This window comes from Viridibacillus arvi (assembly GCF_001274945.1).
Taxonomy (GTDB): Bacteria; Bacillota; Bacilli; order Bacillales_A; family Planococcaceae; genus Viridibacillus; species Viridibacillus arvi.
In genome coordinates this window covers 686,743-702,315 of record NZ_LILB01000001.1, presented here as the reverse complement: position 1 = coordinate 702,315, position 15,573 = coordinate 686,743, and the positions used below count along the sequence as shown (strand labels likewise).

At 33.1% G+C, this 15,573-nt stretch carries 16 protein-coding genes; 8 read left to right on the top strand and 8 right to left on the bottom strand.

From position 1 onward, the window contains the following. Window positions 1-97 precede the first annotated feature (97 nt). Window positions 98-820 carry a DUF981 family protein gene (locus AMD00_RS03350; protein WP_157059162.1) on the bottom strand — a complete coding sequence of 241 codons (723 nt, stop codon included), beginning with the start codon at window positions 818-820 and terminating at the stop codon, window positions 98-100. Window positions 821-903: 83 nt separating this feature from the next. Between AMD00_RS03350 and AMD00_RS03345 the strand changes: the two genes are divergently transcribed. The 4 genes from AMD00_RS03345 (at window position 904) to AMD00_RS03330 (ending at window position 3,980) form a co-directional block, all read left to right on the top strand. Further along, window positions 904-1,437 carry a hypothetical protein gene (locus AMD00_RS03345; protein WP_169786303.1) on the top strand — a complete coding sequence of 178 codons (534 nt, stop codon included), beginning with the start codon at window positions 904-906 and terminating at the stop codon, window positions 1,435-1,437. A gap of 10 nt (window positions 1,438-1,447) precedes the next feature. Further along, on the top strand, window positions 1,448-2,260 hold the full coding sequence (locus tag AMD00_RS03340; RefSeq protein ID WP_053415660.1) for a DUF1835 domain-containing protein: 813 nt from the start codon (window positions 1,448-1,450) through the stop codon (window positions 2,258-2,260). Between the two features lie 284 nt (window positions 2,261-2,544). Further along, on the top strand, window positions 2,545-3,087 hold the full coding sequence (locus tag AMD00_RS03335) for a hypothetical protein (protein WP_053415659.1): 543 nt from the start codon (window positions 2,545-2,547) through the stop codon (window positions 3,085-3,087). A 170-nt stretch (window positions 3,088-3,257) separates the two neighbouring features. Beyond that, entirely contained in the window at window positions 3,258-3,980 is a 723-nt protein-coding gene (locus tag AMD00_RS03330; protein ID WP_053415658.1) for a nucleotidyltransferase domain-containing protein, read from the top strand. Window positions 3,981-4,080: 100 nt separating this feature from the next. On the opposite strand, the gene AMD00_RS03325 is transcribed toward AMD00_RS03330, so the two are convergent. After that, on the bottom strand, window positions 4,081-4,503 hold the full coding sequence (locus AMD00_RS03325; protein WP_053415657.1) for a DUF4395 domain-containing protein: 423 nt from the start codon (window positions 4,501-4,503) through the stop codon (window positions 4,081-4,083). A 120-nt stretch (window positions 4,504-4,623) separates the two neighbouring features. Then, on the bottom strand, window positions 4,624-5,025 hold the full coding sequence (locus tag AMD00_RS03320; protein ID WP_053415656.1) for a hypothetical protein: 402 nt from the start codon (window positions 5,023-5,025) through the stop codon (window positions 4,624-4,626). A gap of 376 nt (window positions 5,026-5,401) precedes the next feature. Between AMD00_RS03320 and AMD00_RS03315 the strand changes: the two genes are divergently transcribed. Then, window positions 5,402-6,058, top strand: a complete 657-nt coding sequence (locus AMD00_RS03315) for a DUF4085 family protein (protein ID WP_053415655.1) — start codon at window positions 5,402-5,404, stop codon at window positions 6,056-6,058. 303 nt (window positions 6,059-6,361) lie between these two features. Continuing rightward, complete coding sequence (locus AMD00_RS03310; RefSeq protein ID WP_053415654.1) at window positions 6,362-6,742, top strand: hypothetical protein; 381 nt, start codon at window positions 6,362-6,364, stop codon at window positions 6,740-6,742. A 63-nt stretch (window positions 6,743-6,805) separates the two neighbouring features. On the opposite strand, the gene AMD00_RS03305 is transcribed toward AMD00_RS03310, so the two are convergent. From AMD00_RS03305 to AMD00_RS03285, 5 genes are all read right to left on the bottom strand, one after another. Next, entirely contained in the window at window positions 6,806-7,717 is a 912-nt protein-coding gene (locus AMD00_RS03305; protein ID WP_053415653.1) for an ABC transporter ATP-binding protein, read from the bottom strand. Beyond that, window positions 7,692-8,765, bottom strand: coding sequence for an ABC transporter ATP-binding protein (locus AMD00_RS03300; RefSeq protein ID WP_053415652.1), 1,074 nt, complete (start codon window positions 8,763-8,765; stop codon window positions 7,692-7,694). The genes AMD00_RS03305 and AMD00_RS03300 overlap by 26 nt, the downstream gene beginning before the upstream one ends. A gap of 14 nt (window positions 8,766-8,779) precedes the next feature. Then, window positions 8,780-9,724: an ABC transporter permease gene (locus AMD00_RS03295; RefSeq protein ID WP_053415651.1), complete on the bottom strand. Its 945-nt coding sequence runs from the start codon at window positions 9,722-9,724 to the stop codon at window positions 8,780-8,782. Beyond that, the gene (locus AMD00_RS03290; protein ID WP_053415650.1) at window positions 9,724-10,653 is read right to left on the bottom strand and encodes an ABC transporter permease; all 930 of its coding nucleotides are present in this window, start codon (window positions 10,651-10,653) and stop codon (window positions 9,724-9,726) included. Before AMD00_RS03290 ends, AMD00_RS03295 begins: the two co-directional genes overlap by 1 nt. A 133-nt stretch (window positions 10,654-10,786) precedes the next feature. Continuing rightward, the gene (locus AMD00_RS03285; RefSeq protein ID WP_053415649.1) at window positions 10,787-12,442 is read right to left on the bottom strand and encodes a peptide ABC transporter substrate-binding protein; all 1,656 of its coding nucleotides are present in this window, start codon (window positions 12,440-12,442) and stop codon (window positions 10,787-10,789) included. An 821-nt stretch (window positions 12,443-13,263) separates the two neighbouring features. Here AMD00_RS03285 and AMD00_RS03275 point away from each other — a divergent pair. Together AMD00_RS03275 and AMD00_RS03270 are read left to right on the top strand one after the other, a co-directional pair. Next, the gene (locus AMD00_RS03275) at window positions 13,264-13,506 is read left to right on the top strand and encodes a hypothetical protein (RefSeq protein WP_053415647.1); all 243 of its coding nucleotides are present in this window, start codon (window positions 13,264-13,266) and stop codon (window positions 13,504-13,506) included. 343 nt (window positions 13,507-13,849) lie between these two features. Further along, on the top strand, window positions 13,850-15,535 hold the full coding sequence (locus AMD00_RS03270) for a methyl-accepting chemotaxis protein (RefSeq protein WP_053415646.1): 1,686 nt from the start codon (window positions 13,850-13,852) through the stop codon (window positions 15,533-15,535). The last annotated feature ends 38 nt before the right edge of the window (window positions 15,536-15,573 follow it).

Genomic DNA, 15,573 nt, shown 5'->3' with positions numbered 1-15,573 from the left:
TTGAATTTTAGGTATCTAAACCCGAATTCAATCGAAGATGCTTTTTTTATTTGTCTATACATTTGGGGTCAGTCCCTATAATGTCTACTACGTTTTTTTATTTGCCCATTAAATGGATTATTATCTCGCTAAGAGTAAAATAAATCATCATGCCAAATAAAATAAAGGCAATCCCTGCGATTTGCCAACAAGTGATCATAACTTTGAAGAAACTTGGTTTTGCATATTGTTTTAAAGTAAAAGGTAACAAGATAGCGCCAATTCCTGTGAGTGCGTATAAACCGGATATGAAAAGACCTTCAACTAAGGGGTATTTGGTAAAGGAACTAGTTATTAGTTCGCCATTTAAAGTTGAGAGTAATTGAAGACGGATACTTGCAATGGCAATAGATATAAGTGCTAAACCCAATGCAAATGTAAAATAAGAAAGTGGTTTTAGCAATATTGGTGCCTCTTTCATTAATATTCGAGAAATAGTCATTGAATCAATATAATCAAAGTTATTTTTCGTGAAAACATTCGCTTTTCTCCATAGAAGAATTGCTACCGCTAATAATAGAACACCAAAAGCTAATGAAAACTCACCGAAGATAATATTGTTAATATGAAAATCTAATTTATATAATGGCCTTTTTAAAGACATATTTGCTCCAGTTATTGTTAAAATAAAACCTGGAATGGCAAATCCAATTGACCAGCCTTCCAATTGACCAATTTTTGATCTCTTCAAATGCTTCATAAATCGAACTATTAACAGTAATCCAACACCAATTGTAATGGACATAAGGGCACTATTGAACTGTATCGTTCCGAAATCCATAGTAATGTTTATCACTCCCAACAGAGAAAGAATGGACTTAGTGTCAACATTAGTGAGAAAAACATGCATACTTATCAAGATAAATGAAAAGTGTAAGAGGAACAGTAGAAATGGTGAACCTAGATATTTTGAAAGGAGTGAGAGAATTGAAAAAGAAGGTGTTACCAATAACTTCAATAATATTATTGATGATAGCAGTATATTTTTACATTGGATCAAGGCGTTATGTGTTTATAGATAATTTAGAAAGTTTTACAGCAATACCTATTGTTTTATTAATGGGATTGGGTATCTATTACATATTGCAACGTCAAGAGAATCAATATGCACACATTAGTTTTCGCTTTTCTATTTCCTGTATCATTATCGTCCTTTTATTAATTTTCAGCTTTGAATTGTATAAGCCATCATTTACACTTGCTGATGCAGAAGTGAAGGTCGCTGACAAATATGGTGTAAAAGTAATAACAGAAAAGAGTGGTAAAATCATTTACAACACTGATGTCTTTGCATTCCACACAGATTGCTATTTGATTGTTGGTCGAGAGGGCAAAAAAGAAAATCGCTTTTTGTTTTATCCATACACTGGTGAAATGACTAAAATAGAAAACGAATAGGAGTGATACTTTGGACAAAATACATATCGTATATGGAGACTCAGCTGCTGGCAGTTTAAAATATGCACTACGTTTAATGAAAAAAACAAATGAAGAAAAGGTTATTGTCGTTAGAGATATTTTTTCCATAGGACCGTTAAATGATATACATGCTCGTAAAGGGTGGATGCAAGAACATATTTTTAGAGATGTGGATGAGTCTTACTTTCCTTTACAAAGCGATCAATTACAAAGCTTACAAGATGATGTATCTGTTTGTATTTGGATATCTGATGGTGCACATGAACAAGTAGGGTTACGGTTTGTAATGAATGAATTAAAAAATGCACAAAATCCAATTCAAATAGTGAATGTTAGTACACAATTTAAACCAATAGAACCAAGGTTTGTACCTAGGACTACAGGTGAAGTGATTTCAGAACAATTAATTAAAATGATGCCATATTGCGAGCCAGTCACTAAATTAGAAAAAACACGTTATGTAAATGAGTGGCAGCAACTTTCAAAGACAAAGAATGTTCTGCGTTATCTAGAAGAGGACATGATTATTTCTACAGAAGCTAATTATTATGATGATTTCATCATTGAATGTGCTGAATTTTTACATAGAGAAATATTGGATAGAAAAGAAGAAGAGCCCGAGGAGTTTATGAAGGCAGCTAGGTTCGTTGGGGAAGCATATGGCAAAATTGAAAATCATATCGGTGATGCATATATTGAGTATCGTTTAAGAGAGTTAATAACAAACGGTATGTTTGAAGTAAAAGGAGATACAAGTGCAATGCATTTATATAGTGTAAAATTAAAGGCTGCCTTCATGTAAAATGAGGCAGTTTTTTTATATTGATATGCTTAGAGAAGAAAAGGAAGTAAATAGACAAATAAGGAGTAGAAAGTAAAAATTGTGGCATAACTATATACAACAGGAAAATCTTAGAGGTTCAGACAAAATATAATTGAATTATTGGATAGAGGATTAAAAAAATTAGAAAAAGGAGACACTTAAAAATAAGAATATGTTATGAATTATTCTTACTGCTTTAAAATGAAAAAAACACATTAGTATTAGGAATATTTAAAATTAAAGATAACTTTAGGAGGCAATTCATGCGCAAATTTACTAAGCAAAAAACTCTTTCATTCCTCTCAGTATTAATGGCAGGTTCTATATTAATAACAGGGTGTAGTAGTGATAAGACAGCCAAAAAGGTTGAAACTATTGGGGTTGTTGCTGAGGCTGATGCAAAAGTTTCAAAAGACTTTAAGAAAAGCGTAGAAGAAGTATTAAAAGTCGAATTGCCAACATCTAAAGAAGAAATACACAGTGTTGTAAAAAGCATTGTTAATGATGATTCTTATTTAAAGAATGCAGATAATCGAGAAAAATTTCTAAAATTAGCCAATCAGCAAATAACTTATTTGAAAACTGTCGACATATCGCCTAAGACTGAAGCTGAAAAAGAAATTCATCATGCCTTCAATAACTATATAGGTTATCAAAAAGGTATATACAAAAGCTTGATATCATATGCAGATGAGCAAGATAAATTTTATATGACTACTTATGCTACGAATAAAAGCATGTCTGAGAAGTATTTGAAAAATTTAGAAGAAACTTTAGATAAATATAATGTATCAATAAAAAAGTAAATAAGGATGATATTTTCGAAAAGACGGTTAACTCATTTTTGAGTATTAATCGTTTTTTTTTGATTTTGTTAAGGGTTTCTTGTATTTTGAAATTTTTTCTAGTAGTTTATTCGTTTATTCGTTAATATGGAAATAAATATGAAAATTCTATTCAATCAGAGGTGATGATCATGGGAGATTTAAAGAAATTAAGTCCAATTGCAGCAGCACATCAATTTATTAATAAGTATTTTCCAAATTGTCAAGGAGCGGTGTTGGCCGGAAGTGTTGTCAGAGGAGAGGGAACAGATACATCTGACCTTGACATAGTCGTATTTGATAGCAGTCTAAATTCAAGTTATAGAGAGTCGTTGATAGAGTTTGATTGGCCAATCGAAGTTTTTGTACATAATTTAACGTCTTACAAATATTTTTTCGAACTCGACTACAGAGATGCTAAGCCTTCTATGCAAAGGATGTTATGGGAAGGGATAATATTAAAAGATGAAGAGATTATTCAACCAATAAAGCGAGAAGCCAAAGAGATATTAGATAAGGGACCTGAAAGATGGTCAGAAGAAATCATTACAACAAAGCGTTATTTTATAACAGATGTATTAGATGATTTTATAGGTTGTAAAAATCGTGCAGAAGAGATTTTTATAGCTAACGCATTAGCTGAGCTTATTCATGAATTTGTGTTAAGAACTAATGATCAGTGGATAGGATCCTCTAAATGGATAATTCGGGCATTAAAGAACTATGATGAGAAGTTTACTGAGGTATTTGTTGATGCATTTGATACGTATTATAAAACGGCTGAGAAAAGTAAAGTTATACATTTAAGTGAAATGGTAATAGAACCTTTTGGAGGTCGTCTATTTGAAGGCTTTTCGATGGGAAAAGCTAAGTAAAATCATTAATTAAAGAATGAAATAAAGCCATAGAAAGAGACCGCTTTAAAGTGATCTCTTTCTATGGCGCATTTATCATAAATAATCATTTTTCATAAGATTAAGTTTTACTGATTCGATACTTAAATTGTTTGAGTTGAAAAAGAATAAAGCAACCGATACAAAACCCTAAAATAGCTATAAAAGAAGCAACAGCGACCATGATCGTAAATGTATATGCAAGTACTGACCAATTAGCCAAATAGCCAATTAAGCCAAGAAATAAGCAAGAAATAGCTATACATGAATTAAACTTTTGTTGGCCAACATCTTCAGGTATATAAGCAGAAGGTTCTTTTTTCAAAAAGCGACGAGCAAATTTCATAATGGGATTATAATTAAAAATCAAACCAAGTAAATTTGCCAATAAAGGAATGGCTAGTATCCAAGGCTGACCTGTAATCCAAGTTAAAATAACGCTTAAAAGTATAGTCCATTGATTTACACGAACTAATGGTCTTGGAATAAAAGGAACGGTACTCAAACAAAAAACCAACCTTTCTTATTGGAATAATATTATTTTATACGAAATTGTTTAATTTGTGAAGACAAAACTACAATTAAAAGGAAAAAGCTGCACCAAAAGGGTAGCAGCTTCACACAATTAATATTGATATTTCTTTGTGTCTGTAATGATTTTAAAGTGAATACCTTTTATTTCTTTCGTAATTTCCTCTTTTACATCATCCAGATTGACAAGTTTATTCGACCCTACATAAGTTGAAAGCTCATCCATTAAGCGATCAAATGAATTTGAAAATAGGCTGCGCATTGCATCGAAGTCTAAGTTTCGGAAGCTCCCATCAATCTCATAAGCTTCAATTGAATTCATTTGCTTTGAAGCACCCGCAAAGCGATCATCATACACCGTGTATGTTTCATCAGAAAAGGCTACGATATATAATTCTTCTCCCGTAATCGTATGTAATTCAATATTGTTCTTATGTTTTTTGACATCTGTAATGCTGTGAATACCTTCTGTGTGTTTAATGTTAAATAAGCTCATATAAAAACCCCCTACAGATTAAACCCATATAGAATATAGTCGAATGACACTCCCTATATGGTTACTTTTATCATATCACAATTACCTGATATTTGAATTTGTGCATTATAAATTACTCAATATAATATCACTATTTTGTGAACGTTATAAATAATTATTTTACATTATTACCAAATTTTAATAAATTTTATATTTACAAGGAATATAAAGGATGTATAATAATATATGTAAATATAAAATAGAATTATAGACACCTCGATAGTCTATATAAAAACCCCAGCATTTACCCATATCTTTTTTTAAGCTTTATCAATCACTTTATCTATGTTATTTTAACAAGTTTATAAAAGCTGTATTAAAGGAAGGGAATGGATTTATGAAATATTTTACAAAGCAGTGGTTTGAAGAAAATCAATTATCTAATTATTTATTTTTCCTTGTTACCATGGGCGATTGGGAAGAGGAAAAAGCTTATTATAGAGAGTATGGCATAGATTTAGAACAAGAACGCAAAATGGAATTACAACGTGATCGAGATAAGTTGTTAAAATTTTTACCTAAAGAGTTCCACCCATATGTTTTAGATGGCTCTATTATCGAAGGGTCTCCTAGTGATAAGTTGCGGAGCTTGGCAAGAAACTGGCTGGAGCATTTCGATACTTTGACAAATGAAAAGTTTGAAAGCTGTGCAGCAGATTTTATTGCAGCTAAAAGTAAACTTTCTAAAACCGTAAGTGATCTATTTGATAGCTCATTTCATGACGCAATAATTCAAACAATAGAAAGAAATGCTGACCAAACATGTACAATTAAGTTGAATTTAGAAAATACGTATCATGAAATGGATATGTTAACGATTACTTTCATTGGTGTTAGTGAATTTACTAGTACTGCACCTGTCAGAAATGGCTCATGGTGGCTGTACGAAGAGATATCAATAGTTGAAGGCGGTTTTAGATTAAGTGTTTTGTTTGATAGCCCATTAGCTGAATTTTCTATCGTTGCCAAAGATGTTGTGATTGAATCTAAATAGTAAATAAGAAAAGACGTACGGCATTGAACTATATCGATGCTGTACGTCTTTTTTGATGATAATATTGGTTCAAACAGTAAATCATACTTACAAACACCTCTTATGGCTCTTTAGAGGAGTTTTATATGAGTACATAAGGTATATTCACCTGTAGATTTGGATACCCAACAGATTCAAATGAAGTACGTTTGATAGAATGAATTTCATAACTTGAGATATTGAAAAGTTCACTAATATACGAAAATAATGCGATCTCATTCGACTGACTTTGATATACTAGAAGAAAACTAGGAGATAGCTGTCATGTCCTTTTTAAAAACCAAACATATTTTTATATTAAGTGGATTAACTATACTATTTGTAATGGATTATTTCTCACAATTGGAGATATTTTCAGTGATTCCGAAAAAACCTATCGTAATCTTTATATTAATATTACTTGTCATCAGTTTTTTACCAATTAAACAATCGAATAGTAATGCATTAGATGAATTTAAGTGGCATGCTTTTTTAGTAGGTTATATCATTTTAACAATAATAGTGATGCAACTTCTTGGTGGTGAATCATCAAGTGGTATTAGCTTCAACAATGGGTTTGTTTGGCTCGTATTACTTATCACTGTTTGGGAATTACGCTCAAAATGGCGTAAAGTGAAGCAGGGAACAGCTGTGAAAGAAAACTAATATTATTGCTTAACATAATGAAAAACCACCGTTCATATAATGAGCGGTGGTTTTGTCGTGTTATTAAGCATTTTGCCATTTCTTTACGGATGCAGCGGTACCATAAACGAAGTGTTTATCAGCAACTTCATAAAATGAAGCGCTTTCATCTAAGTCTTCATGTACATAAGAAATTCGTGTACGTTTTGATTCTGATAATGGATCTGGTAATGGAATAGCAGAGAGCAAGGATTTCGTATAAGGATGGACAGGCGAATGATAGATATCATCTGCTAATCCAATTTCAACGATTTTCCCGCGATACATAACTGCTATACGGTCACTAATATATTTCACCATAGAAAGATCATGAGCAATGAATAAATAAGTTAAATTAAATTCTTTTTGTAATTGTTTTAATAAGTTTACAACTTGTGCTTGAATTGATACATCAAGTGCAGAAATCGGTTCATCTGCAATGATAAAGCTTGGATTTAAACTCAACGCACGAGCTATACCAATCCGTTGTCGTTGTCCTCCAGAAAATTCATGAGCATAGCGGTTTGCATGTTCTCTATTTAAACCAACAGCTTCCAGTAAGGATTCTACTTTTTCGCGGCGTTCTTTTTTGTTTTTATAAAGACCGTGAATATCAAATCCTTCACTAATAATTTCACCAGCTTTCATTCTAGGATTCAGTGAAGCGTATGGATCTTGGAAAATCATTTGCATTTGGCGGTTAAATTGCTTCATCTCATTTGCTGATTTACTACTATGAACATCTTTACCATTAAAGATAATTTGTCCATCCGTTATATCATATAGGCGAATAATAGAGCGGCCAGTTGTAGATTTACCACAGCCAGATTCTCCTACTAGACCAAGAGTTTCACCTTCATAAATGTCGAAGCTAATGCCATCAACAGCTTTTACGGGTTCTTTCGAAGAACCGAAATATTGAGTTAAGTTTTTAATTTCTAATAGTTTTTTCGCCATTTAGCACATTCTCCTTTCCTAAATATCCTTCAATTCGTTTTGCTACAGCTTCAGGAATTGGAATTTTAGGTGCATCAGGATGTAATAGCCATGTTTTAGCGAAATGCGTTTCGCTTACTTGGAACATAGGTGGTTCTTTTTCATAATCAATTGCCAAAGCAAATTCATTGCGAGCTGCAAATGCATCTCCTTTAGGCGGATTAGTTAAATCAGGAGGTGAACCTGGGATAGTTCGTAATAATTCATCAGAATTACTATCAATGTCTGGCATAGAACCGAGTAATCCCCATGTGTATGGGTGCTTAGGATTATAGAAAATTTCATTTACAGTTCCATATTCAACAATTTGTCCAGCATACATAACTGCCACTCGATGAGCAACATTGGCAACAACACCTAAATCATGTGTGATGAAGATAATCGATGTATTACTCGTCTTTTGAATTTCTTTCATAAGTTCTAAAATTTGTGCTTGAATTGTTACGTCAAGAGCAGTTGTCGGTTCGTCAGCAATTAATAGTTTAGGCTCAGCAGCTAGAGCAATAGCAATCACAACACGTTGTCGCATACCTCCAGAAAATTCGTGCGGAAACTGTTTATAGCGTTTTTCAGGCATTGGAATTCCTACTTGATCTAATAATTTAATTGCGCGTTTTTTTGCATCAGACTTTGATATATTCTTATGTTTTAAAATTACTTCAGTAATTTGCCTACCGACACGCATAGTTGGATTCAATGATGTCATTGGATCCTGGAAAATCATCGAGATATCATTGCCTCGTACTTTAGACATTTCTTTATCTGATAGGGGGATTAAGTCACGACCATTAAAGATGATTTCACCAGATTCATAAATACCAGGAGGTTCTGGAATCAGTTTCATCAAGGCATTACTTGTAACACTTTTACCTGAGCCAGATTCGCCTACAATGGCAAGTGTTTCTCCGGCATTTAATTCAAAATTTACACCGCGGACAGCTTGTACGACACCCGCAAACGTTTTAAAATTGATTCTTAAATCTTTTACTTGTAAAATTGGTTCACTCATTCTGTTCAACCTCCTTATTTACGTAATTTTGGATCTAGTGCATCTCTTAAGCCATCGCCAACTGCATTGAATGCAAAAATAGTTAAAGAAATCATTAGCGCAGGGAAGATTAGTCTCCAAGGCGCATTTGTAATAGCGTTGTTTCCTTCAGAAGCCATTGTACCCCAGCTTGCTAATGGTGCGGATACACCAAGGCCAAGATAACTTAGGAAAGCTTCTGTGAAAATAGCAGTAGGAATGGTTAATGTCATTGTGACTAAAATAGCGCCTAATGCATTTGGAATTAAATGTTTAATAATTAAATGTTTCGTATTAGCTCCAAGCGTACGGGAAGCTAAGACATATTCTTGGTTTTTGATAGATAGTACTTCACCACGAACTATACGAGCCATATTAATCCACCCAGTGACAGAAAGTGCTATAATCATAGGTATCAAGCCATTTCCAAAAGCTCCATTTCCTAAAACTACTGATAAAACGATTACAACAAGTAAATAGGGGACTGCAGTTAAAACATCTGCAATACGCATCATAATATTATCTACACGTTCCCCAGCTAGACCTGAAATACTGCCCCATACTACCCCGATAACTAAATCAATAATAGCAGCAGTAATCCCAATAAACAGAGAAATTCTTGCACCTTCCCAAACACGAACAAATACATCTCGTCCTAAATCATCTGTACCAAACCAATTGGCTGCTGATGGAGCCTTATTATATAATCCAAGTTGTTCACTATAAGTATACTGTGAGAATATAGGTGCAAAAATAGCCATTAATAAAATAGTCACAAGTGCTATTAAACCGAATATAGCTAATTTATTGTGAGCAAATCGAATGATAACCTCTTTCCAAAAAGACACAGATTTCTTTGCTAGCTTTTCTGTTTCTTCATGTCTTCCTCCGACAATTTCAAACATCTCTTTTTCGATTTTTTCTAATTGTTGTTGTGACATTATTTTTTCGCCCCTCTCAGCTTAATACGTGGATCGATAATACCGTATAAAATATCTACGATAAATACCGCAAGTAAAAGGATGATAGAGTAGAACACGGTAGTACCCATAATAACTGTGTAATCACGATTCGAAATACTTGTAACGAAGTGCTTACCAAGTCCTGGTATTGCAAAAATTTGTTCTACAATAAAACTTCCCGTCACAACACCCGCTGTTAAAGGTCCTATATATGTAACGACTGGCAACAGGGCATTACGTAATGTATGTCGGAATACGATTGTCCATTTGCCAATTCCTTTTGCCCGTGCCATTTTGACATAATCACTATTATTTTGCTCAAGCATACTGGATCGTGTAAGTTTGGCGATAAAACCCATATGTGTCATGGCAATAGCGAATGCAGGTAAAACACTATAGATAAAGCCTTTCCAACCACTTATTGGGAACCATCCTAGTTTTAAAGCTACGAAATACTGCAATAAACCAGCCAATACAAAAGAGGGGATTGATATTCCTACAACAGCAATTGTAGTAGCTAAATAATCGGGAAAACGATTGTGATAAAGAGCTGAAATGACACCTAAAAGTATGCCTAGTCCCACAGCAAGTAGCATGGCTTCAATACCCAGAGTTAAAGAAATAGGGAATCCCTCAGAAATCATATCATTTGTAGAACGCATTTTATATTTCATCGATTCACCAAAGTCGAACGAAGCTGAATCGATAAGATAATCTTTATATTGGATATACCAAGGATTGTCTAACCCATATTTTGCATTTAACTGTTTCTCAATTTGAGGTGGAAAACTACGCTCACTTGCAAATGGACTTCCTGGGGCAAATCTCATTAAGAAGAAAGTGGCAGAAATAATGACAAAAAGCGCAAGCAAAATGTACATCAGTCTTTTTAAAATGTATTTAATCACATGAAACTCCTCCTTTTTTCCTTAGAGTTTAGTTTAAAAAAAGCTGTCTCATAAGCCGAATAAACGACTATGAGGCAGCTCTTTGCTGTTGATAGAATATCTAACAGTTTATCAAGCGTGTACTGCGTGCGTACTATTCAGTGATATCTGCTCTTTTAAGCTGGATATTACCGATTGGATCAGGTTCCATACCTGTTACAGAATCCTTTTTAACAAAAAGGCTAGTGTAGTAGTAGATAGGTGCAACTGGTAGTTCACCCATTGCAATTCCTTCAGCTTCTTTTAAAATTTCAAGACGCTTCGCAGGGTCTTTTTCAGCTACTGATTTCTTCATCAACTCTTTGTACTTAGGATTTTCCCAACCAGTATCATTATTGCCGTTATCAGCAGTAGAGTACATTTCCAGGAATGTGTAAGGGTCTCTATAGTCAGCAATCCAACCCATACGACCTGTTTCATAATCAAGTTTATTTAACTTTTCTAAATATACTTGCCACTCAGAGTTATCAATTTTCACCTTGATTCCTAGGTTTTTACTCCAACCTTCTTGGATAAACTGTGCAATTGCATTATGTGCTTCACTTGTATTAATTGAAATGCCGATTTCAATGTCAGATGCTTTTTTAATGCCAAGCTCTTTCATACCAGCTTTAAGTGCAGCTTTTGCACCTTCAATATCATTGTCTTTAATATAACCGCGGTCTTCTTCAAAACCAGCTATAGCAGGAGGAACCATGCCTAACGCTGGTGTTTGTTCACCTTTTACTACATTTGTAATTAACTCTTGACGATTAATAGCTAATGTCAAAGCTTTACGAATATTAGCATTCTTCGTGAATTTACCTTTAGTGTTTAATTTGTACCAATATACACCAGCCATTGGTTGAATATTTAATTGGTTGCTCTTTTTAAACTCATCAATTGAATCCAGTGCCACAGTTTGGAACGGAGAACCTAGATAATCAATTTCACCAGCTTTAAACTTACTAACAGCTGTAGGTTCTTTCTCTACCATGCCAATATTTACTTCGTCTAATTTAACATTTGCAACATCCCAATAATCAGCATTTTTTTCTAATTTTAGAGAGGCATCATGTTGCCATTCAGCTAATTTGAATGGACCATTTGTTACGTAGTTTTCACCAGCATCTGCGTACCATTCTTTGTTTGCCTCAGCAACCTTTTTGTTAATAGGCATATATGTTTGGAATGCTGTTAACTCAAGGAAGTAAGAAGTAGGATTTGCTAAAGTAACTTCCAATGTTTTATCATCTACAACTTTAATAGCAATGTCATCAGCAGAACCTTTACCAGTATTAAATTCTTCAGCACCTTTAATAGGGTAAAGTTGAGATGCATATTCAGATATATTTGCTGGATCTAAAGCCCACTTCCAAGCGTATTCAAAATCACCTGCAACAACAGCATCACCATTTGTCCATTTAGCATCACGTAATTTAAACGTGTAAGTCAATTGGTCATCACTAATTTGAATATCTTCAGCCAATGCTTTTTCATATTTTGCATCTTTATCAAGTCTAGTTAAACCTTCAAAAAGACTTAATAAAATATTCCCAGAAGTTGTATCAGTAGCCAACTGCGGATTCATTGCAGGTGGTTCAGAAGCAATTACTAAATTTAAAGCTTTTTTCTTTTCTTGGACTTCTTTTCCAGTGCCTTTATCACCTTCATTTTCTTTAGCTGTTTCTCCCCCAAAATTACATGCAGCTAAGATCAATGAAATGATTGCTAAAAGAGTAAACAGTACGTACTTTTTCTTTTTAGCCATTTAAATCCCCCTTATCTAAAATAATAAGCCCTTGTGAAAAGCTTAATTTCAATATAACAAAAAAAGAATTCCATAGAAACAAATAAAATCCATTTATATATTTTATTAGGGTAATAACTTTTTAATAGTAACATTGGTAGATTTAGTGCGTTGAATTATCAAAGTGGGTTTGTGGTATTTTTATGATAATAAAAATAGTAATTTAATATATTTGAAAGAAAAATACTAACATGGATATTTATTATGTTATCAATATAATAAAAAATATAATTTCAGAATATTAAAAATAGTTCGAAATAACTACACAGTTAAATACTGAACATTCTCTCAATTTCGCTCTATTTCTACATTAATATACTTTTTTCGTAAACTACTTACTCCTTAAATTATATGTTTCAAAGTGTTTTTTTATGAATTAATGTATAATTTCAGATTTAACGCCATCTTTTATGTTGTTCTTATTAAAAATAGAGTTCCATTTTGGTTAATACAAAACTTTTAGTCTAATTATTACTGATCTGTATACGAAAATGATGGATTAGTAAGTGCGATTCTAAATTTAACTACTGTATAAGTTTCTATATTGGAGATGATATAATTGTCCAAGTTACTTACCCCTATAGTGTTTTTAAAATCAGGTAGAGGTCAATTTATTGATTTTCTTGTATCGAGCAGTTATATTGAACGATGGGTTTACACCAAAGAGAATCAAAATGTAAGAATGTGTAATGAAGGAACTACGAAAAAGGGTCCATTGCGTATTTTAAACGCAATGGACCGTTACTTTTAAACGTGAAATTAAATGTGGAAGTGGTGGAAATATGAATAATCATAAAGTAATGATCGTTGACTTTGCACATAATGGACCTCAAACGTGCTTTGTAAAATTCTCTGGTTACGATGATGAATTGAAAAGTGAATTTACTGGGATGGTGCGTTTTGTAGGGGAATTACCCTATGGAGATGTCATTCATCCTACAAAAAGTGAGCTTTCAAATAGCTGTAGAGAGTTTGTGAAAAATTATTTAGTACAACGATATAATGAAGGACAATTTGATGAATAGAAAATGAAGCGTAATAAAAGAGCTATTATATATGAAGAGATTTATATAAACTTACTATGTATAGCTTTTATAATAAGATAACAGATTATTACTAAGGAAATTATATAGAAACAATTACCAATGAAAAATTTAACTTATTTATAATTCAAAAGATTCAGTTATAGGCCTTCTAGTTAGAAAAAAATTAAGTAAGATAACCAATTGTTGGTCCAATTGAATCAGTAAATATGACTGACCATAATGCTATAGTTATGTTGGTGATATATTTAGAATTGGACAATTTAAGTTGAGTTCATGTATATTCATATGTTCACTTAATTTTGGGATGCGAGGGGTTAGGCAAATGTCTATTCAAAAGAAAATTAGTTTAGGCTTTATTACGATGATTGTCATGCTGTTAGTAATTTTAGTATTTAACTATAATCGTTTATCAGCGGTTGAAGATGCTTTCGATGAAGTAACGAAAGATCGTTTTGAAAAAATCCAGTTAGCGAATGATATTCAATTCAATCTTGCTGCGCAAGGTTTGTATTTACGTTCTTATTTAATAGAAGGTAATGATACAGAAAAAAGGAATTTACAAATTTATCAGCAAAAGCTTAATCAATCATTAACTGATTTAAATAGTAAAGAAATGTCGGAAAAAATGCATTCTTATATGTCTGACATTAAATCAAATAAAGACAAATTTGATAATTCTGCAGATTTGGTCATTTCAGAATATGAAAAAGGCAATAAAGACGTTGCTTATAAAGAATTGAAAGAAGTTGGTTCGGTAGCAAATGGAAAGATTCTAGAATCTGCTATTGAAATTATGGACTTTCAGAAAAAAGAATTAGATGAGGCAAATGTAGGTGTTCATAAAGTAGCAGAACAAGCTATGCGTCTAGCAAGTATCATCTCTTTACTTAGCATAATTCTAGCAATTTTCTTCATCATATTCATTAAGAAAACAGTTGCTAATCCCTTAATGGCAATTGTAAAAGGTTCTAATTTAATTGCTACTGGAGATTTAACACATTCGGATTTTGAAGTTAAGACTAAAGATGAAGTCGGTCAATTAGCAGTATCCTTCAATCAAATGAAGCGCTATCTAAAAGAATTGATTACTAGTATATCGGATAATACAAGTCAATTAAGTGCAGCAATTGAAGAGCTATCTGCAAGTACAACTGAAGTTTCACAATCTGCTGAAGGTGTGTCGAATAGCGTTGAGAAAACTTCTAAAGGATCTGTCGATTCCGTTGAAATAGCGAAGGATAGCGCCATTGCTATGCAAGAAACAGCAATCGGTGTTGGGCGAATTGCTGAAGCCTCGCAACTATTATTTGATCATGCTGTCGATACTACAAAAATAGCTAGTGATGGAACAAAAATTTTAGAAGTTGCCAAACAGCAAATGCATGTCATTTCAAATTCGACAAACGAAACAAATGAGCTAATACAAAAACTGACGACACAAACGCTTGAGATTCAAAAAATGACAAAAGTGATTACAGATATTACAGATCAAACGAATTTACTAGCATTGAATGCTGCAATCGAAGCGGCACGTGCAGGAGAGCATGGTAAAGGATTTGCTGTAGTAGCAGAAGAAGTACGTAAACTAGCTGAAGGATCAAAAGGGTCGGCATCACAAATTGTTCATTTAACGCAAACAATCCAAAATGATACAAAAACTGTTGCAGCTTCAGTAGAAGAAGGACTCAAGAATGTCAGCCAAGGTGTTTACGTAATTGACAATGCGAGTGAGTCATTTGGTCATATTGTGAATTCTGTATCTCAAATGACAACTCAATTGGAAGACATTACAGCAACTTCCGAACAATTATCTGCAGGTACTGAAGAAGTAACAGCCTCTGTAGAAGAGATTGCGTCAAATGCAGAAATTGCTGCAACTCAATCTACCAATATTGCAAGTGCAATTGAAGAACAAAATGCAACATTGCAGGAAATAAATAGTGTAGTACAAGAATTAAGCCAACAAGCAGTAGCATTACAGACATTAACACAACGATTTAAAGTCTAAAAAAATGCAGCATTATCAAACACCTATCTCTTTTCTAA

Bases quoted from the DNA above. Each gene is read 5' to 3' on its own strand.
- AMD00_RS03310 (WP_053415654.1), top strand. From the start codon at position 6,362: ATGTCCTTTTTAAAAACCAAACATATTTTTATATTAAGTGGATTAACT.
- AMD00_RS03315 (WP_053415655.1), top strand. From the start codon at position 5,402: ATGAAATATTTTACAAAGCAGTGGTTTGAAGAAAATCAATTATCTAAT.
- AMD00_RS03330 (WP_053415658.1), top strand. From the start codon at position 3,258: ATGGGAGATTTAAAGAAATTAAGTCCAATTGCAGCAGCACATCAATTT.
- AMD00_RS03350 (WP_157059162.1), bottom strand. From the start codon at position 820: ATGGATTTCGGAACGATACAGTTCAATAGTGCCCTTATGTCCATTACA.
- AMD00_RS03345 (WP_169786303.1), top strand. From the start codon at position 904: ATGAAAAGTGTAAGAGGAACAGTAGAAATGGTGAACCTAGATATTTTG.
- AMD00_RS03335 (WP_053415659.1), top strand. From the start codon at position 2,545: ATGCGCAAATTTACTAAGCAAAAAACTCTTTCATTCCTCTCAGTATTA.
- AMD00_RS03270 (WP_053415646.1), top strand. From the start codon at position 13,850: ATGTCTATTCAAAAGAAAATTAGTTTAGGCTTTATTACGATGATTGTC.
- AMD00_RS03285 (WP_053415649.1), bottom strand. From the start codon at position 12,442: ATGGCTAAAAAGAAAAAGTACGTACTGTTTACTCTTTTAGCAATCATT.
- AMD00_RS03305 (WP_053415653.1), bottom strand. From the start codon at position 7,717: ATGGCGAAAAAACTATTAGAAATTAAAAACTTAACTCAATATTTCGGT.
- AMD00_RS03295 (WP_053415651.1), bottom strand. From the start codon at position 9,724: ATGTCACAACAACAATTAGAAAAAATCGAAAAAGAGATGTTTGAAATT.
- AMD00_RS03300 (WP_053415652.1), bottom strand. From the start codon at position 8,765: ATGAGTGAACCAATTTTACAAGTAAAAGATTTAAGAATCAATTTTAAA.
- AMD00_RS03275 (WP_053415647.1), top strand. From the start codon at position 13,264: ATGAATAATCATAAAGTAATGATCGTTGACTTTGCACATAATGGACCT.
- AMD00_RS03320 (WP_053415656.1), bottom strand. From the start codon at position 5,025: ATGAGCTTATTTAACATTAAACACACAGAAGGTATTCACAGCATTACA.